Here is a 26,152-nt window from a genome sequence, read left to right as displayed (position 1 = left end):
GACGGCTTGGCAAAAGGCACCGCATTTACCTATCTACCTCCCTGTCGTCGTTCGGTCATTCCCGGCTATGCCGGCCCAGGCGCTTGCTTGCCGGTCAGCCTGAGTTGCAGCGCTTGCCGCAACAGCATCCGCTAGACCCGCCGGAGCTGTGAGGTGCAGCACCCATGTCGTTAGCGATCCTGTCTCATGCTGCTCGGGCTCGATGGCAAGAGTGCTATGAGCCGCTAGCTCACGTCGGCTTCGCGGAAGATGCAGAAGCTCGCTCCCGCCGCGAAGCCAGGTCAGCTTGCAGGCTTTTCTCAATGTGCTCACGGGTGAGGACGTAGTCTGGATCTCCTCCTATCTCGACAGCGACCGTCGCGTGGTTCAGTGACATATCTTGCCGGCCCTCGTTGAAGTACTCGATGGCGAGATTGTTGTGGGTGAGCGCATGTCGAGGGTTAAGGTCAAGAGCTCGAACATAGTGCGCGATGCTCTCGTGCGCCTTGCCAAGCTCGGAATAGGCAAGGCCGATATTGCTCTGTAAGTCGGGGTTTTTGGAATTGATCTCGGCTGCCACCAGATAGGACTCCAGGGCAGCCTTCGGCCTATCTTGCCGCATCAAGATGTTGCCCTTCTCGAAGTGAGCTCGCCATTCATTTGGCTTGATGACAAGCGTCCTGTCGAGATCAGCGAGTGCGCCAGTGGCATCTCCCATTCTGCTGCGAAGCGCGGCCCTGTTCAGGTGAGCCTCATAATAGGGTGGGCAAAGTTCAATAGCGCGTGCATAGGCCTCCAAAGCCTCAGCTTCCCTCCCAGCCACTTTCGAAAGCAGGTTCCCCAGGTCGTTGTGATACTCTCCATAGTAGGGATCATAGGCAATGGCCTCACGCAACTGCTTCTCGGCCCGAGAAAGTTCGTCGATGAGTTCATAGACCTGACTGGTGTTGTAGATCAGAATCGATTGGTGAAGCTTGAAGCGCTCGTCGCCATAGGCCTTAAGCATCTTGCCAAGGCCTTCGGCGCAAAGGGCGAGGGCTTCGTCGTACTTCTGCTGTTTGGCCTTGATGTAGGCATAGGCGTTCTCCGCAAACACCTTGATGTAGTCGTACTTGTCGTGCCCCCTGAAATCCCGCTCGATGGTCTCCAGGTTCCTTAACGCGTACTCTTCGGCCAGCGTGAGGTTGACCGGCTGCTGATAGCGTCCATACGTCATTGATTGGGCATAGAGAACGGTCGGCGTGTATCGGCTCTTGGGAAAGGTTTTGTCAAATTCATCCAGATAGGGCACCGACACCCGCCCGCAGCCGAGTGAGTACAGCACAAAAGCCGCGTTGATGAAGGCGGCGTTCACGGTAGCATCCCCGGAGCCGTAGGTGCGAAGCGTAGGGTCGGCGAAAATTTCCCCGAAATAGCCAAACCAGAGATCATACAGGCCAATGCTCTGGAGGATTTGACTTGGTTCTGCAAGCAGCTCCAGACGCTTGTACTTGTCCCGTACCGACAGCGCATGCAGCATGACGAGAGGCGCCTTACCCGCCAGATAACGCTCCAGGCACGCCTGGTGCAGCTCTTCGTGCAGATGATCTGCGGTGGCCGGTTCGAAAATTGCATAGTTTCGTTGCGCGATCAGATCAGGCGTCGTGCAGTTGGATTCGATATACGATTTGAGAAGACTGTGGCGTTCCCCGGTGTTGAGGCTGGCCAGATAGAGGTCCACGATCGCGACCGGGTCGAGATAGCCGATCACCGGCAATCCGGCGGCTGCGCATTTGCTCAAAGCGTCTGCAATCAACGGATTGCCGCCGCTTGCCTCATAGATCTGCCGATGCTTCTCCGCGGCGAGATCCGGATCAAAGGTTGGTCCCAGCTCTTGCGAGCTATATCTGCCGAAATGAACCTCGCTGGCGTCCGGGAAATAGAGGCGTTGTTCATAGTCGATCAGAACGAACCGAAACAACCGCGCACCGTCGTCCAGCCTGACGAGCAGCTTGATCAGGTTCTTGGCCGAGCCGGACAGGGCAGCCGCCCGATCGATGACGATGATGTGAGGCTCGTTGAGCTGTTGGGCGCAGTTGATCAGGAATTCGGCTAGTCCGACCAGGAGCTTGTTTTGATATTCATGATGATAAAACCGGGTACGCTCCTCCTTGCTCGAGGTATTCGTGAGATCCTTCGGCACGGTAAAGGCGTCGCTGTTTAGGAGGGGGAATAGCCGCTTCAAGGATTGTTGTGCCGCCTCAACCAGTTTGGGCCTAGTTTCATTGGCCCACCTTAGTTCGGCGTCAATGAGCGCTTGCAGCCCGGCAAGATAGCCGCCGGTCCGCCAGTCGCCGTCAGTGATAGAGAAGTTGGAATTGGAGCTCGCGAGTGCCGATTTGATCGTTGGCACCGGTGCCATGCCCGCTTCCGTCTTCAAAATCGTAATCGCACTGAGCTCGACGGATGCTGATATGGCTGAAAGCACGCGCTGCTGGATCAGATCAACCATTTTACTCTCCCGAACTGTCACAAAAGAGGGTGGTCGAAACGACCACCCTCCGATGCCGCCATGCTCTCATCAGGTAGATGCATCCAAGGCATCCGTCACACCAACCTAGAGCGTACCCGTGTACGGAGTGGTGGTGCGGATCGTGGTCTTGATCTCAGCGATCTTCTTTTTCATCATATGCTCCTTTCCTTCTCTGGCACGCCAGGCCCAAGCGAAGGCGCGGCCAGTCGTGCAGGACAAGAATAGTAAATTGCTGCACCAATCCGCAGCGAGATTCCTTGACAGTCGTTGTCAAAAAGATTGAACGCGCGACTCGGATCGGCTGCTCGTTCCGTCTGCGATGCGTTCAGGTATCGCGATCTCAGGCTCAGCAGCCTTGGGCCGGCTGGCGGCGGGGGCGTAAGAATAAACCTCGTCGCAAGGAGTGCCACGAGCATAGGCGCCTTGTGCGCTCCGCTTCTGCACATGAACCTCCTGGTGGCTGGCTGATGATAGCCTTTGCGGTTTTCCGCGTAGGACGTGAACTGGTGCATGTATCCGTTGTGAGGCTGCCCTTGGCGACAGCGCGTTGCTGTGACCTGGGCTTTCATCGGGTACCTTGCGTCCAAGCTCCCTTCGCAGAGGGAGCAAATTGGCTGGCGCCAACCCATTCCGGAAGGCTTCCGGTGAGACAATGGCGCGGTTCGAGTAGACAGGTCAGGGGACGTAGCGTGGGCCAGAGCCGGTCGGAATATGGACCTCGATCCGAGTAGCCCTACCAGAAGGCAGAGTTTCAGCGCTAGCCGACTTCCCAATAAGGTGCGAGGGCGCTCTGATTACGGATTTGAGCAACCGCTGGAGTTTGGCTGATCGCATGGCACGCTCGCGCGATGCGATCAGCCTTCCTGCCTTTAGCGGTCAGTCCAACCGCCGGCCTTTGGTGCCATCGATCGCCAGGATTTGTACCCACCTCGCAAATGACGAGCGACATCGATGGTTAAGCAGATACCCGCGCTGACCGGTATCCGGTTTGTCGCGGCGGCAGCGGTCGCATTGTCTCACGGCGGCAGCGTGTTCTTGCAGGGACCAAGCCTCGGACTCGATATCAGCGTCGGGACACTCGGCCTGCTCGGAATGTCGGTCTTCTTCACGCTGAGTGGCTTTGTCATTCAATATAACTATGGCAGCTCGATTTTGAGCAGCCCGCGGAAAGCGATCCCGGACTTTCTCATGGCGCGCATAGCGCGAATCTATCCTCTGTTCGTTGTTCTGTTTCTCGTCGAATTGCTGACCGGACCGATGGTCTGGCCGTGGCTCCTCGGAACCAAGGCGCCGGCCGAAGGATTCTCAACGCACCTTGTCCCGTTTCAACTCGGGATGGTGCAAACCTGGTTTTTTGCAAATATCGCCGGTGTGGCTCCCGTCTGGCAGTACGAGGAGGTCGGCATCGTCTCCTGGTCGGTGAGCACCGAGTGGTTCTTCTATCTCGTTTTTCCGCTCGTTTGCCCTCTCCTTGCGCGGGTCAGAACTGTGCCCGCCGCGGTTTTGTGCGCCATTGGAGCCGTCGCAGTCGAGCTTGGCATCGACCTTGCCGTGCTCATGCTGCAGGGCCGCATCAACCTGTTTGCGCTTCATGCCTATGGAACGGAGGCGGCTCTGCCGAACTGGAAGAACACGCTCATCCTCTGGATCGTCTACTTTTCGCCGTTTTGCAGGGTGTGGGAGTTCGTTCTCGGCTGTTGCTTGGCAAGGCTCCATGAAGTGTGGTCGGCGCAGGACTTCAGGCCGTCTCGTGCTCTGCTCGACATCGCGGCACTTGTTGGCATCGGCGCGATTAGCTGGGTGTTCTGGTTTACCGCCCACAAGCCGCCATTTGAGGCTTCCATGAGCCTGTTCGATATTGCACGCAACAATATCGCCCTGGCGGCGCCGGTTGCGCTCATCCTTTTTGCGGCGACTCAGCCCAGCAGCACTGCAGGACGGCTGTTGTCAGCAAGGTGGCTTGTCTTTCTGGGCGAGGCCAGCTTTGCCCTCTATCTTATACACATCATCATCTTCCGGCGCTTTCCGGTGGTGCGTTGGGAAACGGCGAGTCAACTGGTTGGCCATCTCGGTGCGTTCGCTCTTGCTTTCGCCCTGGCGACTTGCGCCGCGATCCTGTTGCATTTCGGCTTCGAAGTGCCGGCCCGACGGCGAATTCGCGGCGCCTATCAGTCGGCCTCGGCGGAACAGCGCAGGCTCGTAGTGCGATTGGGAACCGTCGGCTTTGCCGCTCTTGTTGGTGCGGCGGCCGCGTATGCACTGCGGGATGCGACCGGAGATGCCATCACGCAATCGGGTATTTCGGTCGTTTCCGGTACGTATGGCGGCAATTGCCGCTGGATGTCAGCGCGCGGCAACACCACGGATGCGCTTGCAGAAGCGTGTAATGGTAAGAACGAGTGTACGTTTCGTACAGAGATGACACGGATTGCTGATCCTGCTCCGGGTTGCGCAAAGGAGTTTGCCGTCGCCTGGTTCTGCAAGGGAGACCGCAGCATTCGCGCAAGCTCGGCTCCGGATGCGACGTCGTCGGCTCTGCAACTATCCTGTAACAAGGTGGCGCGCGATGATTGAGCCGCGGGCTGAACGCCCATCCGGATCTCGCCCCTGAAACGAAGATCTGTGACGTCAGGGTCTTGCTGCCGGCCGTCGCACAAAACAGTCAGCACTTTGGTCATCGGGCAAAAAGTTGAGGGCGTGACTGCCGCGGCGGACGAGCGTCGTTTTGCCGCCCACCTTGATGGCTGCGAGACTCTTCGCTAGATCACGAAGGTTCACTGATGGAGATGCCGCCGTGGCAATGGGTATTGTGAAGTGGTTCAATTCCAGCAAAGGTTATGGCTTCATTCGGCCGGAGGACGGAAGCGCCGATGTGTTCGTACACATCAGTGCCGTGGAAAAGGCCGGTTACACCACCCTTGAGGAGGGGGCTCGGGTCAGTTACGAGCTCAAGGCTGGGCGCTCGGGCAAGACGTCAGCTGAGGATCTTCGGGTTGGCTGATTGAAGTGCACCTGCGGGCTGCCCTCTGCAACTTGTGATCTCGCGCCTGTCCGGCGATGCCTTGATCTGGTGCGCCGGGCGGTTCTTTACGACCGTCGCTTCCAACTGACGCTTTGCCGCAAGCCCCTTGGCGGCTTCAATCAAGGCATTGCGCGCCGGTGCCACAGCAGTTTCGGATTCGGCCCGCCCTGGAGCAGTGTGGACCTGACACAATATCCTCGGTGCCATGAATGGTCCGAACCGTACACTCCTGCCCAGCGGGCCAGGAGGTGTACGCCGCGCATGTCCTTGTAGCAACTTGCTGCACCGGCCGACGCAAAGCTTGTGCTGTCGATTCTAAAACGAGCTCACCGAGGCGAGTTCGTCCGTTATGGACGATACGAGCCTGCGGCGTGCTGATAGCGTGCCCGCTCGAGGACCGCTCGCGCATGAGCCGGCGAGCGATTTCAGGACGCCGGCGCCGGGTTAGCCAATATAGTTGAGGTTAACGGCGCCATGCTGTTGACGACGTTTCCCTGATCTTGAACCATTGGACGGGAACTGCGCACACAGCCCATCGGAGACACGGCAAGTGTCCTTCCAGCTGACCGTCCTGAAAGTGCTGGCCGGTCAGCCCACCGGGCGGGCCTCTGTTGCCGAAGTCCGACGCGCCGTGGAGATCCTGATGAACAGCGGCCGCGACTGGACCGATCGCATGAAGCGGTTGGCCGAACATGCCCCGGATCTGAATATCTTTTCGGCGAAGTTTGTCATTCGTGACGCTCTCGGCTGGGAAATCACGCAAGAGGGGCGGCAATTCCTCTCTGCGCTCGAAAAAGCGGTCGCCGATCAAAGAGAGCGGCGCCAATCAACCATCGATCCCTCGTCCAACGAACTCCATGCGCATGCGTTGGATGCCGCTAAGCCACATACTGCTCCCTGCGATCGCCGTCGCAGGTCGCGGCGGCGCCGCAGGAAGGCCCAGTCTGATCGGCGTACAGCATGAAGTGGCTTGACGCCAACTATCACCCGTCCCCTACCCAAGATGGGTGCGGCATTTGACCCGTAGTGCTGAGGAGATGCGACAAACAAGTTTGAGGCGGCGTAACATGCGGGTACGTGATGGGCGAGCGGAAGCGAAAGCGAGAAGCGGTTTTAAACGGCCCCTGTCCGTGCGGTTCGCAGAAGACCGCCCGCCATTGCTGCTTTAACGGCAAAGACTGGCACAAGCCCGCCGCCACTCTCGGGCTAAGGTCGCTTCCGCCGTCATCGAGTGTCGCCAAGTGTTACATGAAGGAATTAGGGTCTTGTGTTGCCCCAATATCCGGCGAACACATCATCTCAGAGTCGGTCATCCGGGTGTTAAAAGGGGACGGTGAATTCTCGGTTGCCGGCCTGCCATGGCTTGCGCCGGACGAGACCAAGATACTGGCGTCCCAAAGCCTGCGGACCAACTGCCTTTGCACCAAGCACAACAGCGCGCTGCATCCGCTCGACGATGCGGCACAGTATCTCTTTGCGTCGCTGAAATCGTATCTTGAGCACGACGCGGGAAAGAGGCATGCCCTGGTGTCGGGGCACGACATTGAGCGCTGGCTGTTGAAAACGGCCAAAGCGGCTGCCGTCTCGAAGAATCTTGCAAGGGGGCGGGAGCGGCTTTCCGGCACGTTCTCGCGGGACGCGGCGATACTGGACATGCTCGACGACCCGCGTCACTGGCCCGACGGGGCCGGGCTCTATTGTGTAATGAACACGGGCGATACGCTGCTGAACCAGTCGCGCTTTCAGTTGCAGCCACTCACCAATGCGCAAGACGATATCGAAGCTCTGGCGCTCAGCATCATGGGCTTGGTTTTTGTGTTGCTGCTCGAACCGCTCGATGTCAGCAAGCATCCCTTCTTACAGGGGGCAAAGTACCGACCAGCCAAAATTGTCATATCGTATCCGACCTCCACCAACTGGCTTACGATGAGCTGGGAGGACGGGAAAGCCCACGAGGTGCTGACGATGCAGCACGTGCGCAATGTGCCAGCCGGTGCACGCTGACGTGTTCAGCGGCGGGTGTTGGAAAATCTTGTATATAACGGGGATAGAGTTTCACAACTCACTGGAAGAACTGACGAAAACCGGGATTCGCACGGCTGCCTGTGGGAAACGTGCATAACCGATTATGTGCGTTGCGGATCAGCTCCGAAACCCCGACAAAGGAATCCCACCGGCTCTCAAGGTTTTCAATGGAGAGCTGTATGTCCGACCATCAACTGAAATTCAAAGGTCCCGGCTTCGACTTCGACGCCAAGGGATGGCAGGCGATCGTCGCGGCCATCCTCATCGTCGGTGTCGTGGCGTGGCTATGGCACTAGCGTATCCAGCCGACGCTGGTTGGCGCGTGTTCCCTGGTCGGAGAAGTGGGACGTATTGGCCGCACTGGCACGGTTCGCATTGAAGCGTATCAGAGCCGGGGCACGACGGACATCGCCATGGCATTGACCCTTAAGCGCGGCTATCGCCAGAATGTTCTTGCGAGTAATAGTAGGGCGGACATACTCGCTATAGTTGATACAGCTTTGCCTATTACGAAGGCTCGCGGGGCCTGCAATCTATGAGTCCTTTTGCCAATAACCTCTTATTCCTGGGCATATTTGCCGCTTTCCTCATCCCTGCCAAGAAGTGGACCGAGATGAACCCACACAGGATCGAAGACGGTCCATCTTGGGGCATGGCGACGGTCAGCGCATTTTACACGATGGTCCTATTTGCGATCGCACTTATTTCTGAAGCACGAGAATACTCTATAGCAGCCGCATTCTTCGGCTCTTTCGCATTTGGCTCCGCAATAGGTGGCTGCTTTCTGACCCAATTTAAGCGAAGCCCCGAAGAGGTTCCCAATGCGCTGCTTCGATGGTGGACCAGTAAGTTCGACGGAGCAGCGGACGGCCTGTTTAAGTCAGTCTTCGTTTTACCGGCGGGGTGGCTGATCTCTCACCTCACTCCACTAAACGGCCGGTTCTGGTCAGCAGTCATCCTGGCGATAGTACTGGTTTCTGCCAAAACCGGGGTCGCCATGTTGGCCCTTCATGACGATGCGGCAGCTTTGCTGCGAACGACGCGGGAGCGGATGCTCATCCGTGGCAGCATCCTGCTCACCATGATCGTGGGCATCGCCAGCCTCTTGTTTTGGCTCGGTCTCGCACGACCGTTTGTCGAGAGTTGGTCACATGAATGGACGGGCATTATGGGCTTCCTAGTGGGAATCATCTTTCACTCCCTATAGGCAGCTTGGATTAGTGAAGTCGTGGCCAGCCAGATCATTGAACCATATTACGAGCGAATCGGCCAAGCTTGTCGTCTGTTCGACCTCCCCGCCTGGGCACCCGCCAATGACCTTTACCGGCCATAACGTCACCATCGAACCGCGCGCTTTCGCGGCGCCAGTGAATGAGCCAGAGATTGCAGAGGTTATCGACCTCAATTCAGGTGAGGTACAGCGCGCAACAACGTTCATAGCGTCGCACCGCTACAGCGAATTGGTGGAAGCGCGTGTCGCCATGCGCGAGCGGATGAAGAAGGGACAGCCACGGCATATTTGCGCGATTTGCGGTACGCCAGTGCACCTAGTCGCCAACATGCGCAAGCGCTTCTTCTCGCCATAAGACAGAAGATGGCTCATGCCCCGCGATAACGCGGGGTGCGTTAAGCGAAGAAGAAATCCGCGCGCGAAAGTATCATGGTCTGCGCGAAAGCGAAGCACACAAGCGCATCAAGCAGCTTACTGAACGCAGTTTGCGGGCCGACCCGGCATTCGACACAGAGACAATCGTTCAAGAGAAAAGTTGGAGTGCGGCGGACGATCCCCGGACTTGGCGCAAGCCCGATGTGCAGGCGACCTCGACTGAAGGACAGTTTGCCTTTGAGGCCCAGCTATCGACGATCTTTCTGGATGTCGTGGTCAGTCGTCGGATGTTCTATCGCGAGGTTGGAGCGCACCTGATCTGGGTTTTGGCGAGTTTCTCGGAAGACTACAGGCGCATGACCACTGACGACCTGTTGTTCTCCAATAACTCAAACGTCTTTGTCGTCGACGAGGAAACGGTTCGCTTGTCGGAGGAAACCAAGCAGTTTCACCTGCGATGCCACTACCGCGTTCCGTTCTGCAATGTCGGCTCCGTCGGCGACAAGTGGCAGGAAGCCGTGGTTCCTTTTAGCGCGGTCAAGAAGGAGATCGAGCAGCAACGCTGCCTACTATTTCGATTATGAGGCGGAAGAAGCGAAGGCTTTGGACCGGCAGTTGCGTGATGAAGTCATTGCCTATTGGACGGAGAATATGACCCGGCAGATGGAGGGAAGGCCGGGACATCAGGATCGCTGGCTCGCTATCAAAGGGAAACTTGCCGAGCGCCACGTCGCCGTGCCAGACCGCCCGGCATGGGATAGTTGCTTTAGGGGTATGATGCATGCCGTGTTGAGTGGCCTGAGCCGGATCTCGTGGTTACAATTGGGGCAGTGAAGGGTAGGTTCATGTGCGGCCCCGGCTGCGGCCGCCTTAAATGTAACTCCCGTTCAGCAGTCCTACGCCGGAATGAATGTGATCCGGCCAACCTCGCCACGCTTCCTATGCGGCTTTACCGTTATTTCGACATCCTGATCGAATGCTGTCAGCATCCGCAGCAACTTTTCCACTGAAACCAGCTTGAAATGGCTCCGAAGCAGCTTGGACAGGTCCGGTTGCTTCATCTCGACCAGCTTGGCGGCTTCGGTCTGGGTGATCTCCCGCTCAGCCATCAGCCGTTTCAGCTGAATAACGAGAGCGGCCTTGAGCTGATCCTCCTCGGCGTTGGCTAAGCCGAGATCAGCGAAAATGTTGCCGGAGCCCCGGCTATGGGCGGGCAGCTTCTTCTTTGTGCTCATCATCGGTCTCCCTTTGCTGCCTTGTGGATGGCCTCGGCGTCGCGCAGGCGCTGCCGGATGGCCGATCACGATTGGATTCTTTTCGAACTGGCTTCGGGCGGCTATGGCTGCTTTGCAGTCCAAAGCACTCGAAGCCGCCAAGTCCGTAACGGCCGTGAAGTTTATAGATGCCAACGAGCGTTCAGCGCTTCGCGAGAACGATGAGCTCATCCCAACACTCGAGGAGGAGTTGGAATCGGATCAGGATGACTCGCACGACGATGAATGGTGTGTGAGTCACTGGCGAGCTTGTTGCACAAGTCAAAAACTTGCAACACTGGTAGTCATCAGTCTTCGTAACCGCTTTGACTGTTGCATCAGTCTGTTGCAAATTACAGACAGTGAAACACGGCTACGCCTGCGTGTCGACCTCCGAGCAGGATCATGCTGGGCAAGTCGACGCTCTAAAGGCTGCCGGCGCCGTCAAGGTCTTCAGTGAAAAGATGAGCGGTATGAGGGCCGATCGGCCACAGCTCGCCCGTGCCATCGCCGCGCTGGACCAAGGTGACGTGCTGGTGGTTATGGTCTCATGCTGGCGCTTCGGTGCCTTGATTGAGAATGTCGAGGTAGCGGACGTAGGCGTATATCCGCCGCCTCTGCTTGGCGGTGATTTCGCGGACGATGCCGAGTTTTTCCAGATGCTCCATCGCCTTGGCGACAGTAGGCTTCGAAAGACCAAGTTCTTTTGTCGTCGCCGGCACCGATAGAAGTGGGCGCTTCTGCAGAAGCTGATGCACACGCAGCGTCGATGCCGCAGGCCGGCCAAGCGCGGATATGGCGCGCCGGTCCTTTTCAAACAGCTCCAATAGCTGGCGCGCGGTTTCGGTTGCCTGGGTCGCGGTTTCAATCACGCCTTCAAGGAAGAAGGATATCCAGCTTTCCCAATCGCCGGTCTCGCGGACTCGTTGAAGCAGCTCGTAATAGCGTTTTCGATGAGTTTTGAAATAGAGGCTGAGATAGAGCACAGGCTCTTTGAGGGCACCCGCTTCACAAAGAAGGAATGTGATGAGCAGGCGGCCGAGACGGCCGTTGCCGTCTAGGAATGGGTGAATGGTTTCAAATTGAACGTGCGCCAAAGCGGCTTTAATGAGGAGAGGAATGCCCTGATGCTCCGCATGAAGGAAGCGCTCCAGCTCATCAAGGCATTGCATGACGAGATGTGGGGGAGGGGGCACAAACGTTGCGTTCCCGGGTCGCGTTCCACCGATCCAGTTCTGGGATCGCCGAAACTCGCCTGGCTGTTTGGTGCTTCCGCGTCCGTTGCGGAGCAGTACGCCGTGAATCTCTCTGATCAGCCGCAGCGACAGAGGAAAATTATCTGTGCGCAGGCGGCGCAGGCCGTGGTTGAGGGCGGCCACGTAGCTCGACACTTCCTCGACATCGTCGATCGGAGCGTGGGGAAGTTCATCGGCTTCGAAGAGCAGGAGGTCGGAAAGCGAGGACTGCGTGCCTTCGATCTGGGACGACAGGACCGCTTCCTTCTGAACGTACATGTAGATGAAAAGTGGCGGGGCTGGTAGAACGGTGGTCACGCCGTCCAGGCGGCCTAAGGCGGCCGTCGCCCGATCCAGCAGCTCGACGATCTTGACCAGGTCAATCGGCGGAACCGGCGGGAGAGCGGGCGGCATGAAGGCGCGCACGACCTCGCCCCCTACGGCGCTTTCGATGAAAGTACCCAGCCGGGTTCCGGTCGCATTAACCAAGAAAGCTATCCTTTCCTTACGATTCGTGTAAGTAAAGGATAATGGGTTTTCCTTTCCTTAGGTAGGACGGAGCCCTTCATTTGGGCAGCTTTTCTCCCGTACGCCCGCCAAACCGACTCGCCCGATCGGAAAACCGGGGCAAATGCCCGGAAACGTTGCGCACTGCCTTGACCGTCCAAAGCGGCACGTTCTAATTTTGTTCTCATGCCGCAAGGGAGCCTATCAGAAAGCCAATCAGCCAGGGGGCCGGGTTCCCCCAAGCTTTCTAGACAACAGCAGCCGCCCAAACCCTTCGGACAGGAACAATGCACGAGATCATCCGTCCCCACTGTGAAAAGGCCTTCAAAGTCGACGAATCCGGCTATGCCGAGATTCTGAAGCAGGTCCGTGACGGCGATTTTGAGAAACAACTGCACGAACGGCTGGAGTTGGCCGAGCGGGAAAAGCAGAACGCTGTGGAATTGGCCAAGGCCAAGGTCAGCAGCGATTTGCAGAAGACCGCGGCCGCCAAGGATGCCGAAATCCAGGAGCTGAAGTCCAAGCTTGAGGCGAGTGAGGTTAGCTTCGCGCGCGCGGTCTCAAGTTCCTCGACAAACTGCTCTAAGCCATCGTCAAATGCACGCTCCAACGCCTGCTTCCGTGCATCCGATAACGGACCGCCGCACAAGAGACAGGTTTCTAGCCCGTTATGCTGGTGATAATTGCTGCCTTCTTGAACCCATCGCAGCATTTCGGGATGCTTTTCCAGCTCGGCGATGATCGTGAGGCTGGCTGTTCGTTGGAGAAGACCGAGCGTTTCGCTCAGAACATTGTCGCTCGACGTCCGATCGTACCCCAGGGCAACTAATGCTGACATCGCCTCCTCACGACGACATAGCTCGCGATGGGCGGCCAGTGCTTCATCGTTTAGCTTGGCAGTCGGGCCAAGATCGAGATTGGCGTAATCTGTGGTGAGCTGAGGCGCCTCGTATTTGCGGTTTGCCGGGCGGATATCCTGCGAAATAGATCGAGCCTGTTCGCGTTTGAAGGTCGCGAGCTGCTGTTCCTTGGACCGGAGCATGTGGTCGGCCGCAGCCTTCCGCTCGCGCGCCCCTTGCCTTCAAACGCTTCAACCTTGTTTATGGGTTCAATGGCTCGGCAAGAGTACGCTGTCCCGCTGCTTTGCGGCCATGCAAGCAGAGCCTGTGCCTAGCGTCGATCAGTGATTCCGGATGCAAAACGACTCCGACTCTCCGTCGCGCTATCCTGGGATGACATCGCGTTGTCCGCGGTGCGCCTGACCGTTGCCGCAAGCATCGCGTGGACGGGAAACAAGGCCATGCAGGCAAGCCCGACGGCGATGTGGATCCATCGGGCCGGCTCCCGCGTTGATTCGGCCCCGTAATAGAGCACGAGACCCGTCATGGCGAGCAAGACAAGCATGGCCAGCGTGGTGCCGCCGGTCCATCGCTTGCGGCGCCGGTGCCAGCCCGACCTCACGTGCAACGGCAGCAGCGAGCCGATTGCGACCAAAACCGCATAGGCCGAGATGCCGTGGAGCATCAATAGCAACCGTTCGGTTTCACCGGGCTCGGCGTCGCTGAGGTCGTGCAGGACGAACCAGGCGACGCCGCTCAGCGCGACCACTGCGGTTGCGGTCCAGACAGCGCTCTTTTGAACAAGGCCGAGCCGCATGGATCAGGCCGCCACCGACTGGAGATCACCGCCGCTGATGAAAGCCGTCGCGCCGAAGCGAACGAAGCAGGGATGCTGTGGCTCACCGCTCTGGACCAGGATCTTTGTCAAAGCGTCCGCGACGATGCAGCTTGGTGCGACGACTGAATAGGCTCGTCTATCCGTTATGGAGTCCGGCGATTCAAGTGCTCCGCTCCGGCCGACGGTGGCGATGGAGGAGGAGGTCGCAACGGCCCCGTTGCGCAAAAATCCGGCCTGCAGCAAGCCCCGGCCTGGAACGTGCACATGGATCGGCTGGTCGATCTCGCCCATGACGCGCAGGTCTCCGCCGGCATTGACAGTCGCGCATCGGACGCCCGCTGCGCGAAGTGAAGCGATGGCGCGATCCACCGCGTAGCCCTTGGCTATTCCGCCAAGGTCGATCGCCACCGGTGCCGTCAAACGCACGGACCTATCCTCCGACAGGCGGACTGCGCTGAAGTCGCCCTTACAGACATGGTCGAGGTCGTTGGACGGCAGCAACTCACGGCGCATCAGTTCGAAGCCGACCGCGCAGTCGAACAGGCCGTTGCTTGCGGCATGAAACGCTGCTGCGTGACGCAGAACCCGTGCCGTCCAGGGATGGACCGCCACGGGCCTGCGGAACGCTGCGCGATTGATGCGTCCGATGTCGCTGCCCGCATCGTGGAAACTCATCAGACGCTGAACCAGCGATACCGCATCGAAGGCACCGGCAATCGCGCGTTCAGCGTTCGCTTGCGTGACGCCTTCGACCTCAATCTCCACGATCGTGCCCAGCAGCGGTCGTGCGCGCCTCATGGCTACTGCTGCCCCTTCAGGCTCTGGTACTGCAAGACGACACGCCTCACGCCTTCGGTGATGTGCTTGCATGACAAGGTCGCGCCGCTGATGTTCTTGATATCGGCATTGAGCTGCAACGGCGAGCTCGCGCTCTTGCCTATGAATTGCGAGCGCCACGAAGCCTCGCGAACCTCGTAGCCATAGGACTCGTTGTATTCGAGGATCTCGATGTGCTTGACTATGCCGCCCGCGGTGAGGCCAACTGCATATTTGATGTATTCGTGCTTACCAAGCACGCGGTCGATCACGACGATCCCGCCCGAGGAAGCGCGGAAGACTCCGGCCCTGCCGCCGGGGGAGAACGATGCGCCGGGAAAGATCGCCTGCATCGCCTGCTGTTCACTCATATAAACGGTGGCGCCAGCGGGCGCGATCAGAATGATCGCTGCCGGCGCGGTGAGGAGTGGTGTCCACTTCATGCTGTATGCCTCGAAACTTCATTTCATAGCGAACGGCACGCCGAGGCGAAACATCACTTCGTCACGCGCGTGCTCGTCGCCGTAAATGCGTCCGTGCTTCACCACCGAAGCCTGGTCCTCGTTGTAGGTGATCACCATGGGCAGTTGGTGACGCCAAGCCAGCGTCCACCAGAATTCCTTCTGGCCATAGTGAATGACGGGTCCGGCAAAGAATGCGGAATGTTCGGGATTGTTGAACCAGTAGCCGGTGAACTCGTTGTGAATGCGGGTCTCGAAGCCGATCATCCAGTTCGGCATCACCAGATAGGACATGCCGAAGGTCACGTCGATCGGCGAAGCTCTTTCGATCGAGCCGTCGGCGTAGACCTCGCGCTCATGCTTGCCCATGATATTGATGGCGGCAATAAGGCGATCCTCCAGGAAGTTCTTCTGCAAGATCACCCGCCATTCCAGCTCCTTCTCCTTGGGCCCGATCTCCGGTTCGATGTAGAGCGCAAGCCCGATCGGATCGGTCACGGGATTGAGGACCTGGTAGATCGCCTCGAAGGAAACCGAATCGAAGCGAGTCTTCTCGTAACGAGAGTATGGGTCGAAGGAAGCATCGAGAAACTGAGTCACACCCGGTCCGCCCGTCGTCCCGTCGAAGCCGTTGCGGAAGGCGTTGGCATAACTCCAGTTGAAGTAGCCGGAAATCTGTAACTGGTTGGTGAGACCGTATTCGATCTCCTCCTTGTTCTGCATGAAAAAATACTGCCCCTGCGACTGCCCTGACTGCATGAACGATTTGTGTTCGTATTCAAACGTGCCCTGCGGATGCACATCGGCGGTGTAAATCCAGCCGAACGGTGATTCCCCTGCACGCGCCTGACAAGCGGTCAGCATCACAGCTGCCGCGCATATCGGTCCCACCAAACGCTTCACTGTTGTCCCCTTCAAAGAAAAGCCTGAGGGGGCTTGGCCTACAGGGACACACGAAAGTGTGACAATACGCCTCAGTTCGGAATTGATCTAAACGCGCGCAGCGCCTTCACTCGCGGGATACTCAGCGTCCTTTCGGAAGGCTTCGGGAGAAATATGTAAGTTAGCAATAAGAACAGCTTACTCCCTATGCGCTTTTTTCCGATTTGTTGTTTTGAGCGCTTCTAATTTTGACAAATTCCAATCGAGGCGCGGATCTGTCGCGCTCGTGGTCACGGGGCAGGACATGCCGACGTAAGACGCTGAAGCTGGCCGCGGCCGAACCGCCGCGGCAGCCCAAGCAGCGTTCGAAGGAGCGGAGACTCGTGATCCGCTTGCTTATTCGGTCCGGGCGCTCATCGCTCCGTGCAAAGGATAGGATGAGACATCGTAGGTTTGGCCGGTACTGGGAAAAGCGATAGTGCTTTCAGATCGACACGATCAACGAGTGTCGGTATCGGTGGCTGCGCCTCCCCGCAACCAAGATTTCAAAATGAAAATCAACGAATTAGCCCGCCTCTGGCGGGTTTTTTCATGCCTTACGAACTATTCCTAAGCATTTCGATCAGAACCCCTTTACTTTCCAGTTAGTTACAGGAATTCCGACAAGGATTCCCACTCGATCCCAGAAACTCCACGGCACAAAACTGGCACAAAGCGTCATAAACCGCGTGCAAACTTAGGCGTGCCTAGCGCCAAAAATTGCCGCCCTCCGGTTGCGCTTCGTTGTTAGACTCCGCTGCCGCTGAAGGAGCCACGATGGTGACCGAACCGCAAAGCAGTCAGGCACGGGCGATGCGCCTCCTGAAAGCGCTCTACGATCACAGCAAGACGGCCTCCGATCCCACTCTTGTGGAGCACCTGGCAAGCGGTGCGGGGTTGACCGAGCCAGATGCTCAACGCGCCTGGAGCTATCTGAAAGATAAAGGATTGATCGAAACGTTTAGCATTCCGCACACGGCTCGCATCAACGCTGATGGAATTGACGCGATCGAAGAAGCCGAGCGGCATCCGGATCAACCGGCCCAATCGTTTCCGGCAGTTACGTACAACATCGTCAACAACACGACTAACATCGGAACGGCTGTCAATTCTCCCGTGCAGCAAACGGCCGGACACTCCCAACCAGATCGATTCGGAAGCGCTTCGACGAAGAAAACGTTCATTGAGCAGCTGACGAGCCGAACAACGGCGTTGACCGCGCTGCTGGTTGCGGTCGCGGCCTTGCTCGGTGCAATTCCGCCAGTCCGCAAGGCAGCAACAGATGCTTATTGTAGTCTGATGCCTTGCGCGACGGCAGCATCGAAACCGTCGACGCCTGCCCCGTCAGCAAGCGCAGCGCCCACACCACCGCCAGTATCTTCAGTCAGCGATGCACCAGCGACGAAGCATTTTACTTTCGATAGTTTTGACACGGTTGATGGCAGCCGTTCAAAGTCGGGCACGATCAGCCAGATCAACGTCTCGGTTGTCGATAATAAAGGAAAAAGGTCCGACACATACGTGGCAGAGTGGACCTGGTCAGGAAGCGGAGGCACTCAGCATGGCTCGCAGACCGTGGTTATCGATCTAAAATCAGCAGCGGGCGCGACGGTCGAATCCCTGACATTTCCGCTTGACCGCAGTCATTGCTACTACCCCGGCAATCCGCAACGATTTGCAGGTGATTTGAAGAATGCCGCAAGTCTAGTGGCAGGCATCCAGGTCTCGGTGACCGCAGTCGAGGGCAGGCAAGGGCGCTGTTGAGCTGGCCAAGATCGGGTCGTGTCTCAGTGAAATTTAGGCCGTCTTTTTATTGGGGCCGCGAACGGCCGGGACCGGGGTAGCGGCATCGATCAGGGCTCGCACGTTGAGGAATTATGGGAGACGGGTTCAATTTTGAAAATTTGAAGGCCGCAATCTTGGCGCTGAGTAGGGCAACAGACTGGGCCACCGCCCGACGCGAATGGGTTCTTACCGGCGTCTACGAGGCGGATCAGCCCGAAACGTGCCTTTGCGAACATTTCCCCATCATAGACATATGCGTCATCAAAAACACTATTGCTGAGGCCGTCGCTGAGGTGGGTAATGTATGCGTGAAGCGGTGTCTCGGAATTAGGTCTGACCTAATCTTCGCCGCGCTGAAGCGGATTACCGCAACATTGAGTGGGTCGTTTCTTGCCTCTACAGCTTGTTCGCCCACTTCGCGATATCTGCCAGTATTTGCTCAAAAGCCGGCTTACCAGCGTAATAGAGCGCGCTGCTGCGCTTGTAAGCGTCAGCGTACAGCGCGCGTGTCTCCGCGTCGCTCAGGATGAAGGCCTGGTTCTCTGCGATGTTCTGATTATCACCCTGCCTAAAGCGTACCTGCTTATGAGCCTTGTAGGCTTTCGTACCGATGAATTTCTGAACGTCAGGCTGTTTCAGCAACTCATGGACATCGTAGTAGTGACGCATGAACCCAACCGGATCGCTACCATCCGCCTGCCGCTTGCGGAATTTCGTTGATACCGTCTGCAGCTTTTCCACGAAGGTATAACCGGCGTCATAGCAAGGCACCTCCATGGCGCGGTCGTCGATGACGTCCACATTGCTTGCAACAGCCCGATCGTAGAGCCACGAGCTGATGTCTTTTGGCGCGTTCGGCGACACCGTGTCGAAGCCGACCTCAAGCAGGACGCCCTCCCGCAAGCCTTCCATGGCCTCGACGACCGTCGTGTAGTTCAGTTTGATGCCAGCGCTGCGATAATTCGGCAGATCATCGAACTCGGTATCGCGCTCGACGTTTGAGATGCCGTCAATCTTGATCTCGCCAGCCAGCCAATCGTAGAAGTCCTTGCGTGACTTGATATGAGCCGGTTTGTTCTGGTTTTTGCCGGTTTTCACATCCTGGCCGGGGAGCGGCTGAATCAGAATATCGATGTCTTCCGAAAACCGGCTGATGATCTTGTGACCTTTGGAGAGTGATGTGCCGCCTTTGAGCTGGAATATGAAGCCAAGCTCGTCAAGTCCATAAAGGCAATGCATGATCCAGTAGTCTTTCTCGACCAGAGCCGGATCAATGTTCTTCTCGTCCGCCACAATCCGGATCAGATCAGCAAACTGCGGGTGATTGTGGAGAAAGTCACGCGGCATGCGATTCGCTCGCTCTCAGCGCGCGCTCAAAGAATTTCTTGGCGCGCTCGCTTCCGTAATCGCGCACCGCACGACGCAAGCGCTTCTGATCGGATTGGGCAGCACGCTCCGCCACACGCTTGAGAACTTCGTCCTTGGCCTCGGCGAGCTGATCGACGTTGTTGACAAGATCGACGAGCAGGAATTCCTTCGTCAGTGATTTTGGAAAGCGCGGCTTCACACGGAACGCGAACTTGCGGTTGCCGAGCTGGAATTCGCCGTGCCGCTTGTGATTGTAGACCACGGTCTTGTCATAGAGCTGCGTCGTGCCCACGCCAAGACTGTTGTAGGCATTCGGCGACGCCAGCAGAAACGTATCGTCCTTCAGGAACGCACTCACCACATCCTTGTCGGCCGCCGGTGCCGGTCCAAAGGCCGTTTCCTTCGGATGCATGTAGAGGCCGCCGGCGAGCTTCCTGAGGGTGCCGCTCTCAACCAGCTCCCTGAGATGCCGATCGACAGATGTCGACCAACGCGCGAGATCGGCGCGCCGGTATGCTTGGCCGGGCTTCAAGTGGCGCTTCAATTCGTCGAGCTTTGTCATGCCTCGAATATAGATCAAAAATCGACTAGTTGCATGGTTTTTCCTTGAAGAATCATGCAAAGAATCGACCTTATGATGTTGATTTTATTCTTATTTGATCTGGATAAAGCCTTTCTGCCGCAGTCGTCGCGGAGAAATTCCAGGCCATGGTCGCGCTTGGCCCCGCGAATAGCCGCATGAAGGACTTCTATGGCGTCTGGGTGCTGATCCGCTCCTACAAGTTTGAGGGGGACGCATTGGCGCGCGCCATTCAGGCCACGTTCGAACGCCGCAACACCGAGATTCCGACCGCGCGCCCTGATGGACTGACGACCAGCTTCACCGAGGACGCCGGCAAGAAAGATCAATGGGCCGCGTTCACCAAGCAGGTCGCGGTCGATCCGGGGTCATTGACGAGCGTTGCGAATACGCTTTGGGAATTCTTGACGCCCCACGCCGAAAAGCCCGCGTTTTGAAGGGCAATGCGTAGCGCGACAGATCGGCCCTTCCCAATCTACGACCAGAAGCGAAAAACAGCGACGGGGCGGTTGGCCCCGTCGCCGCGCGAATATCAGCTAGGCTGCGGCTTGCTGTCGTGCGTTGGAGGTCTCGCATTCTAGCTTGCGCAGGACCCGTTCCCTGCAAGCGCTTGGCGGCGGCCTCGGCCACGGATCCAACAAATTCACTTGTTGCTCCCCGCAGTCGCCATCAGAGCTCGCGGCGACGCCGCAGGCCAGTCGACGAACAGCATGAAGCAGGGTTGCCTTAACTGTCACCCGCACCGGGGGCGAGGCGCGCGGCACTTAACTTAGCAAAAATGCCATCCGGATGAAGAAAGCCCTGCCGCGTGATCTGTTGCTCAATAATGTCATGACAGATTTGGCTCCTGTCACTGTGCTGGACCTAGAGGCCTCAGAGGAGAGGAGCGGAGCATTGAAGGGCGATCTCCTCGCCGCTTTCTGAGCGGTTCACAGTGGTCGTTCCGCCGAACAGGACCTGCCCGTGCAAAGTCGTCTGGCGGAAAGGGTAAGGACACGCCGACCCTTGTTGCTAAATGAGGCGAGCGCTTGCTTCCAAGGGCTGGGACTGGGGGAAAATATCTTGCAGTGTAACCTCGGTCATATGCAGTCCCGCTTCTCAACTGGCATTATCAGCGAGACAATTTCTGGTAGGATGTCATGGACGACGAGTTTTGTAGAGAGAGGGCGCGGACCGTGCGGGAACTTGCCGAGCAAGCTGACCCGTTCATCAAGGTGCGCTTGTTGCAGCTGGCCGCCAATTACGAACGGCGCGTTGGTCAGCCAGAGAAATCAGCTCGAGATCGCGCTGACCAGCCGGCACGGAGGTCACCCATTTTCCCGCCCTAAAATTGAGAGATGGCGCTACGAGTCACCGGGCCGGGATATTTCTCGGTGGTGCGCTTGTGCTGATCCTCGCAGCTGACCGCCAATTTCAAGGCGCCGGCGCGACAAGTCCGGCGGCTCGTCGAGGAGCTGAAAGCCCGGCATCATTGGTATGCCACCGCATCGATCTGAACGCTCTGGCCTCACTACGTGTTCCCCGGCGCCGGCCTTACGCCGCAGAATAGTGGCCCGTGCTCAGCGCATTGCGGGCTGATCCCCTTGGTCGTTGTTCATGCCTCCCACACGAAGTTGGTGGGCGCTAGCAACAGCGCCTCGGACGGGCTGGGCCAAGAGATTTCGTCACTTACCAACCGTTTGCCCCCGTCCTTCTATAGCCCCCACGTGGCTGGAGAAACGAGGCGCGGTATTCAGAAACCTCTTGCGAGCTATAGCATAAAGTAATATATTATGAGGCAAGAGGTGCGTATGGCCACGAGTTATACTGTCGGCAAGCACTACGAGAGCTTCATCAAGGATCTCGTCGACAGCGGTCGCTATGCAACCGCTAGCGAAGTGATGCGGGAGGGACTGCGCCTTGTTGAAGAACGCGAGGAGCGTCGCAAGGCGAAGCTTGAAGCATTGCGTGCTGCCATACAGGAAGGCCTTGAAAGCGGTCCGGCCGAACCGTTTGAGCCCGGCGAACTGGTCGAACAAATTAAGGCCCGAGGACGTGAACGGCTGAAAGCCGGGAAGCATGGCGGGTAATCTCACCAGGCGGCCCCAGACCGAGACCGACCTGGACGAGATTTGGCTCTTCATCGCATCAGACAATATCGCCGCTGCAGACCGCGTGCTCGATCGTATCGGCAACGTCTTTCAGATGCTCGCCGAGAATCCACTGGCGGGCCGACAGCGGCCCGAGTTGGGTATGAGCGGAGCTTTCCGGTCGGCAACTACGTACTCTTCTACGAAGCGTTTCCCAACGGCGTTGAGATCGTGCGAGTGCTGCACGGTGCTCGCGATATCACGCCGGAGGATCTCGACTGAGACCCTCGCCGAAATCCGTCGCGGCATCCTGGAGAAGCCGAACGGCAAAAGACGAGCAGCGCTCGACGCCTGGTTTTCAGGTCCGGAGGGGCCTCAAGCTTTGTTCGCGGGCCGCATCCTGCCGTTCGACGAGAAAGCGGGCCTCATCTGGGCGGGATTGATGGCGGAAGGACGAGCCGCCGGCCGGCCACACAGCGGGCTCGACATGATCATCGCCGCCGTCGCCGGTGCGAACGACTGCGTCGTGGTAACGGACAATGAGAAAGATTTTGCCGGGGTCCAGGTCATCAATCCGATCCGTGGATCGATGTAATGCCGCGGCAAATTGGAGAGCGTTCGGGAGGGCAGGGCCGCCAACTGCATGCGGCGCGCAATAGCACGAGCGCTCGATATCTGCGTGTGGACAGATGTCATAGCTTCTGAGCGACGATCTCCAACCAGTGTCTAACAACGTCAAGCGCCTTATGGAATTGATCGTTGTAAAAGGCGGCGACCACAGCTCCGACGGTTGGTATGCCGGTCGTGATCGCAGTGTTGATCGCGAGGTCGACCTTCTTGCCCCCCCACGTGGTCGAAGCAAGCATTGCCTTTCCCAGTGCCATGCCGAGCTTCTTGACTAGCGAAATTGAAGGGCTGGCCTTGCCGAACTCGGCATGCAGTGCGGCCGCGTTGGAGCGTATCTCCGCTACTGCCCAGGGTTCATCGAGTTGCTCAGGCGGATTATTGTGGCCGATGCCAACGGGTCCGAGCTTCCGGTTCCGACCGCCAACTGGGCAGAATTGGGCTGGACGAAGCTCGGTTTCCAGACAGGCAATCTGGCCCTGTTCTTCGCCTCAATTACCGCAAGCGGGCGCATCGGGGCGAGATGGGGCAGGGACTTTCTCACTCTCTTGATGCATCGCCGCCGCGCCGAAATTTGCGTCGATGCTCGTTTCACAGATCCGCTTATCGATTGTTCCTCAACGTTCACTGGACCTTCAGCGTGGATCTGCTGGCTTCTGCTGTCCCCGTTTTGCGCACGACAGTGTCGCCGGCCGATTGAAGCCGACGCTGTCCCAACCGCGCGCGCGCTGGATAGTGAAGTCAGTAAGCGACGCGGCTCGGCACTCGCGTATCGGACAGAGCAGCAAACCCTTTCAAAACGTAAACGCAGTGCGTCGCCAGAAAGGTCTTGAATGCTGAGTTGTTGCCTCACATAGATTGCTTCCCAACAGCAATGAAGCGCAGGGGAACGATGAGGCAATTTGGCAATGCGCTCCTTACCAGCGATTTCGATGAACTGCTGGACGGTCGGGCCTGTCTTTCACTTCGTCGATCCACGACATGTCAAAAACTTCAGGGTCCGCGAGGCGCGGGATGCGGTTCTGGTGTTTGCACCAACTCCTCCAGGTCGATCAACTGAACGCTACTGTCAATCTCGGAAGCTTTCCGCAAGGCGTCAGAAAAGCCCTTGCGAGCGAAGAAAACAAGGTGTCTCGCTTGAGACTCTTCCGCATATCGGGTCTTTGCAATGCACTCCTCGAGGTGCTTCCGGATGGATTCGCCGATCATCGCGTTTTCCCACTTGCACTCGCCGAAGACCGCGGATCCGTCGAGGAGCCGGCCGGCGATGTCGATCTCGAAATCATTCCCCCAGACTCGGCCGATTTCGGAGGCCGGGACGCCGAAGCGCTCTTGGGCATGATCACGCAGGTGATCGCGCGCGACGGTTTCGAACGCCGGTCCCATGTAATTGTTCATTTGAGGGTGGATGTTCCGCTTCCAAACTTCGGCTCCGAATCCACGGCCAAGAGCTCCGAGATTGGGGCGCACGAACCGATACCAGAACCTGAAGAGCGGATCCTGCAGCGAATATTTGTGATTGCGCGCATGCTCATCGGCGTCCAGAGACCGCTCACGCGCGATCACGCGCATCTGCTGCAGGCGGACGAGATAAGGCGAAAGCTGAGCTACCTCTTTCAGCCCCGGGACACGGGCGACGATTTCAGAGGCTTTGGTCGCGCCATCTGCGATAGCGGCCGCGACGCTCGCATAGCGACGCGGTTCATTGACTTCGGCTCGAAGTAAGAATTCCGGCTCCTCTTGAAGGGGCGCCGAGGGGACGAGGAACAAGTTTTGGACGTTGTGGGCAAGCGACTGCGATGCGTCGCACATGCTCAAATAGTACGGAACGCCGCCGAGGATAGAAAAGAGAGATATCTGGTCGACCGGATCCCATTGCGGCGCGAATTCGGCGGCCTCTCTGAGTGACATGGGAAGGATTTCGCGGGCCAGCGTCTTGCGGCCATATAAGGGATTACGCTCAGCGAGGAGTTCTTCCATCTGCGCGATCAACGATCCGCAGAGAACGATTTTCAAGGCGCCGGGCTCGGCGACTTTCGAATCCCAGAACTTTTGCATGATGGACGGAAGCGCCGAGTTGCCGCCGACGAGGTAAGGAAATTCGTCAAGAACAAGGATGAGCCCTTTGGTTTTTTCGGCTTTTTTGGCGACGTAGTGCAGGACGCCGAGCCAATCGGAGATTCCATCGATTATCGGATCGCTCCCGAGAACGCGGGATATCTCCCCTTTGAAGGCAGCGAGGTTGAGGGAATCGTCGACAAGGGTCGCTTGAAAATAGATGGCCGACCGATCCAGGGATGCCTTTTGGATAAGCGTTGATTTGCCGACGCGGCGTCGCCCGTACAGAATAACTAATGATGCACGTTGGGCTTCGAACTCACGTTCAAGAACAGCAAGGTCCTGGTGGCGTCCGATGAAAGCGGTCATTTTGCCTAATCCATGATAATCTGAATTATTATAATTGAGATTATGTTATTTACAAGGGGCTGTCCCGCTCCGCGGCAATTGGCGTCCCAATGCCCGGCTGCAGCAAATTAACGCCCTCCGATAGAACGCCGCCCCGATCTTTTTCGGATTGAACACGGGCTCGACGCTGGCGTCCTGGAGCTCTTTCTTGACCGCCATGAAATGCCACCCTCGCTGCCTGGCGATCGCGAACAGGAGACACGAATTCGCGGTCAAACCGCTCGACCTCGTGCACTGGCACGACCACGTTCGGACATCGGGTGATCGGGTTATGAACCGTTCTGCGCCTCTCAAAGGAGTTAATCATGGCCAAGATGACCAAGAACCAGGTAATTGACGCGATTGCTGAAGGAACGCAGCTATCGAAGACTGACGTAAAGGCCGTCATCGAGGAGCTGGCGACTATCGGTTACAAGGAATTGAATCAGTCCGGTGAGTTCGTCGTTCCCGGCTTCGTCAAAATGTCGGTCGTGAACAAGCCTGCTACCGAGGCCCGCATGGGGGTTAATCCCTTCACGAAGGAGCCGATGAAATTCGCTGCCAAGCCTGCCTGCAAATCGGTTAAAGCGTCACCGCTCAAGGTTGCCAAAGACGCAGTCGCGGTATAGCTGGTCCTTACAGCGGCGTTGCGGGCATCGACGCTGGCGGCGACGATGCTTCTCCATTCAACGTCGCTAAGTCCGGCGGAACGACGATCGGATCGCTGACGGCCGTGACGCGCGCCGCCAGCTCGGCGCACTGGTTGCGGATGTCGGGAATCGCGACGATCTCCCAGACGCGGCGCGGGTCAGGGGCCCACCGCGAACAGACGCCGCGAAGCAGTCCCGTTCCGGTTGATTACGGCGCAATCATCCGCGATGTCGATGCCGATCTGTAGGGCGTCTGCTCGTGCCAGGCCCTGCTCAAACAGGCGACGGATCACTGGATTGTTGGTCGCCCGCGGATCCTTAACGATGCCCGTGCAATCGACGATCAAGCCGACCTGGAGGCCGGCGGTATATTGTTGACCCCCGCCGGCGATAGCGAACCAGAGCGCCGGCCGCATCGGCTCGATGCCGGCGACCTTCGCAGCCACCAGAGCGAGACGCTCCGATGATAACGCGTGGGCGAGGCGCATCTCCACCTCAGACGCCGTGCGATGGCGGTGGATCTCGCACCAGGCCCGTGCGTGCTCGAGGAAACGGCGCCCGGAAGCGAGCGGCAGGCCAGAGCCGCTGCGTGTGGGGCCTGATGGCATCGATCACGC

24 protein-coding genes and 3 pseudogenes are annotated in these 26,152 nt (G+C 57.9%); 14 read left to right on the top strand and 13 right to left on the bottom strand.

What is annotated here, in order from left to right; genetic code table 11:
* Positions 1-229 precede the first annotated feature (229 nt).
* Positions 230-2,470: a tetratricopeptide repeat protein gene (locus ACVWZM_RS08900; RefSeq protein ID WP_456852668.1), complete on the bottom strand. Its 2,241-nt coding sequence runs from the start codon at positions 2,468-2,470 to the stop codon at positions 230-232.
* A 972-nt stretch (positions 2,471-3,442) separates the two neighbouring features.
* Between ACVWZM_RS08900 and ACVWZM_RS08895 the strand changes: the two genes are divergently transcribed.
* The 7 genes from ACVWZM_RS08895 (at position 3,443) to ACVWZM_RS08865 (ending at position 9,728) form a co-directional block, all read left to right on the top strand.
* Positions 3,443-5,065 carry an acyltransferase family protein gene (locus ACVWZM_RS08895; protein WP_456852666.1) on the top strand — a complete coding sequence of 541 codons (1,623 nt, stop codon included), beginning with the start codon at positions 3,443-3,445 and terminating at the stop codon, positions 5,063-5,065.
* 220 nt (positions 5,066-5,285) lie between these two features.
* Positions 5,286-5,492, top strand: a complete 207-nt coding sequence (locus tag ACVWZM_RS08890; RefSeq protein WP_050424578.1) for a cold-shock protein — start codon at positions 5,286-5,288, stop codon at positions 5,490-5,492.
* A 571-nt stretch (positions 5,493-6,063) separates the two neighbouring features.
* On the top strand, positions 6,064-6,477 hold the full coding sequence (locus ACVWZM_RS08885) for a hypothetical protein (RefSeq protein ID WP_456852664.1): 414 nt from the start codon (positions 6,064-6,066) through the stop codon (positions 6,475-6,477).
* Positions 6,478-6,761: 284 nt separating this feature from the next.
* Entirely contained in the window at positions 6,762-7,517 is a 756-nt protein-coding gene (locus tag ACVWZM_RS08880) for a hypothetical protein (RefSeq protein WP_456852662.1), read from the top strand.
* 556 nt (positions 7,518-8,073) lie between these two features.
* The gene (locus ACVWZM_RS08875) at positions 8,074-8,745 is read left to right on the top strand and encodes a hypothetical protein (RefSeq protein WP_456852660.1); all 672 of its coding nucleotides are present in this window, start codon (positions 8,074-8,076) and stop codon (positions 8,743-8,745) included.
* A 106-nt stretch (positions 8,746-8,851) separates the two neighbouring features.
* On the top strand, positions 8,852-9,124 hold the full coding sequence (locus ACVWZM_RS08870) for a DUF7830 domain-containing protein (RefSeq protein ID WP_456852658.1): 273 nt from the start codon (positions 8,852-8,854) through the stop codon (positions 9,122-9,124).
* Positions 9,125-9,149: 25 nt separating this feature from the next.
* Positions 9,150-9,728: a DUF6035 family protein gene (locus ACVWZM_RS08865; RefSeq protein ID WP_456856655.1), complete on the top strand. Its 579-nt coding sequence runs from the start codon at positions 9,150-9,152 to the stop codon at positions 9,726-9,728.
* A gap of 312 nt (positions 9,729-10,040) precedes the next feature.
* On the opposite strand, the gene ACVWZM_RS08860 is transcribed toward ACVWZM_RS08865, so the two are convergent.
* Positions 10,041-10,382, bottom strand: a complete 342-nt coding sequence (locus tag ACVWZM_RS08860; RefSeq protein ID WP_456852656.1) for a helix-turn-helix domain-containing protein — start codon at positions 10,380-10,382, stop codon at positions 10,041-10,043.
* A gap of 377 nt (positions 10,383-10,759) precedes the next feature.
* Between ACVWZM_RS08860 and ACVWZM_RS08855 the strand changes: the two are divergent.
* A pseudogene (locus ACVWZM_RS08855) lies at positions 10,760-10,927 on the top strand (recombinase family protein); the annotation flags it as partial.
* Positions 10,928-10,945: 18 nt separating this feature from the next.
* Here the strand turns inward: ACVWZM_RS08855 and ACVWZM_RS08850 are convergent.
* The 6 genes from ACVWZM_RS08850 to ACVWZM_RS08825 form a co-directional block, all read right to left on the bottom strand.
* Positions 10,946-12,121, bottom strand: a complete 1,176-nt coding sequence (locus ACVWZM_RS08850; RefSeq protein ID WP_456852654.1) for a Fic family protein — start codon at positions 12,119-12,121, stop codon at positions 10,946-10,948.
* A 361-nt stretch (positions 12,122-12,482) separates the two neighbouring features.
* Complete coding sequence (locus tag ACVWZM_RS08845; RefSeq protein ID WP_456852652.1) at positions 12,483-13,181, bottom strand: AAA family ATPase; 699 nt, start codon at positions 13,179-13,181, stop codon at positions 12,483-12,485.
* Between the two features lie 128 nt (positions 13,182-13,309).
* A complete protein-coding gene (locus ACVWZM_RS08840) occupies positions 13,310-13,747 on the bottom strand; it encodes a cytochrome b/b6 domain-containing protein (RefSeq protein ID WP_456852650.1) in 438 nt (145 codons plus the stop codon).
* 51 nt (positions 13,748-13,798) lie between these two features.
* Complete coding sequence (locus tag ACVWZM_RS08835) at positions 13,799-14,614, bottom strand: FAD:protein FMN transferase (protein ID WP_456852648.1); 816 nt, start codon at positions 14,612-14,614, stop codon at positions 13,799-13,801.
* A 2-nt stretch (positions 14,615-14,616) separates the two neighbouring features.
* Positions 14,617-15,075: an FMN-binding protein gene (locus tag ACVWZM_RS08830; RefSeq protein WP_456852646.1), complete on the bottom strand. Its 459-nt coding sequence runs from the start codon at positions 15,073-15,075 to the stop codon at positions 14,617-14,619.
* 18 nt (positions 15,076-15,093) lie between these two features.
* Positions 15,094-15,996, bottom strand: a complete 903-nt coding sequence (locus ACVWZM_RS08825) for a DUF6662 family protein (RefSeq protein ID WP_456852644.1) — start codon at positions 15,994-15,996, stop codon at positions 15,094-15,096.
* A 795-nt stretch (positions 15,997-16,791) separates the two neighbouring features.
* Here ACVWZM_RS08825 and ACVWZM_RS08820 point away from each other — a divergent pair.
* A complete protein-coding gene (locus ACVWZM_RS08820) occupies positions 16,792-17,778 on the top strand; it encodes a hypothetical protein (RefSeq protein WP_456852642.1) in 987 nt (328 codons plus the stop codon).
* 417 nt (positions 17,779-18,195) lie between these two features.
* Here the strand turns inward: ACVWZM_RS08820 and ACVWZM_RS08815 are convergent, their stop codons facing one another.
* A complete protein-coding gene (locus ACVWZM_RS08815) occupies positions 18,196-19,146 on the bottom strand; it encodes a nucleotidyl transferase AbiEii/AbiGii toxin family protein (protein WP_456852640.1) in 951 nt (316 codons plus the stop codon).
* The gene (locus ACVWZM_RS08810; protein WP_456852638.1) at positions 19,136-19,729 is read right to left on the bottom strand and encodes a hypothetical protein; all 594 of its coding nucleotides are present in this window, start codon (positions 19,727-19,729) and stop codon (positions 19,136-19,138) included. Before ACVWZM_RS08810 ends, ACVWZM_RS08815 begins: the two co-directional genes overlap by 11 nt.
* A 131-nt stretch (positions 19,730-19,860) precedes the next feature.
* On the opposite strand from ACVWZM_RS08810, the pseudogene ACVWZM_RS08805 reads away from it, so the two are divergent.
* The 4 genes and pseudogenes from ACVWZM_RS08805 to ACVWZM_RS08790 form a co-directional block, all read left to right on the top strand.
* Positions 19,861-20,184 (top strand): annotated as a pseudogene (locus tag ACVWZM_RS08805) (nucleotidyl transferase AbiEii/AbiGii toxin family protein); the annotation flags it as partial.
* A 1,353-nt stretch (positions 20,185-21,537) separates the two neighbouring features.
* A complete protein-coding gene (locus ACVWZM_RS08800) occupies positions 21,538-21,816 on the top strand; it encodes a type II toxin-antitoxin system ParD family antitoxin (protein WP_456852636.1) in 279 nt (92 codons plus the stop codon).
* Positions 21,806-21,934, top strand: a pseudogene (locus ACVWZM_RS08795) (type II toxin-antitoxin system RelE/ParE family toxin); the annotation flags it as partial. The gene ACVWZM_RS08800 and the pseudogene ACVWZM_RS08795, both read left to right, overlap by 11 nt.
* Before the next feature lie 105 nt (positions 21,935-22,039).
* Complete coding sequence (locus tag ACVWZM_RS08790; protein WP_456856654.1) at positions 22,040-22,411, top strand: PIN domain-containing protein; 372 nt, start codon at positions 22,040-22,042, stop codon at positions 22,409-22,411.
* 97 nt (positions 22,412-22,508) lie between these two features.
* On the opposite strand, the gene ACVWZM_RS08785 is transcribed toward ACVWZM_RS08790, so the two are convergent.
* Entirely contained in the window at positions 22,509-22,700 is a 192-nt protein-coding gene (locus ACVWZM_RS08785) for a hypothetical protein (RefSeq protein ID WP_456852634.1), read from the bottom strand.
* 733 nt (positions 22,701-23,433) lie between these two features.
* Positions 23,434-24,867, bottom strand: a complete 1,434-nt coding sequence (locus tag ACVWZM_RS08780; RefSeq protein WP_456852632.1) for an ATP-binding protein — start codon at positions 24,865-24,867, stop codon at positions 23,434-23,436.
* A gap of 344 nt (positions 24,868-25,211) precedes the next feature.
* On the opposite strand from ACVWZM_RS08780, the gene ACVWZM_RS08775 reads away from it, so the two are divergent.
* Positions 25,212-25,514: an HU family DNA-binding protein gene (locus tag ACVWZM_RS08775; RefSeq protein ID WP_456852630.1), complete on the top strand. Its 303-nt coding sequence runs from the start codon at positions 25,212-25,214 to the stop codon at positions 25,512-25,514.
* A gap of 179 nt (positions 25,515-25,693) precedes the next feature.
* Here ACVWZM_RS08775 and ACVWZM_RS08770 read toward each other — a convergent pair whose 3' ends face one another.
* The gene (locus ACVWZM_RS08770) at positions 25,694-26,023 is read right to left on the bottom strand and encodes a hypothetical protein (RefSeq protein WP_456852628.1); all 330 of its coding nucleotides are present in this window, start codon (positions 26,021-26,023) and stop codon (positions 25,694-25,696) included.
* Between the last annotated feature and the right edge of the window lie 129 nt (positions 26,024-26,152).

It is taken from the genome of Bradyrhizobium sp. USDA 4501 (genome assembly GCF_054062115.1).
The sequence above is the reverse complement of the archived record's forward strand: the minus strand, read 5'-3'. Positions and strand labels throughout refer to the sequence as shown.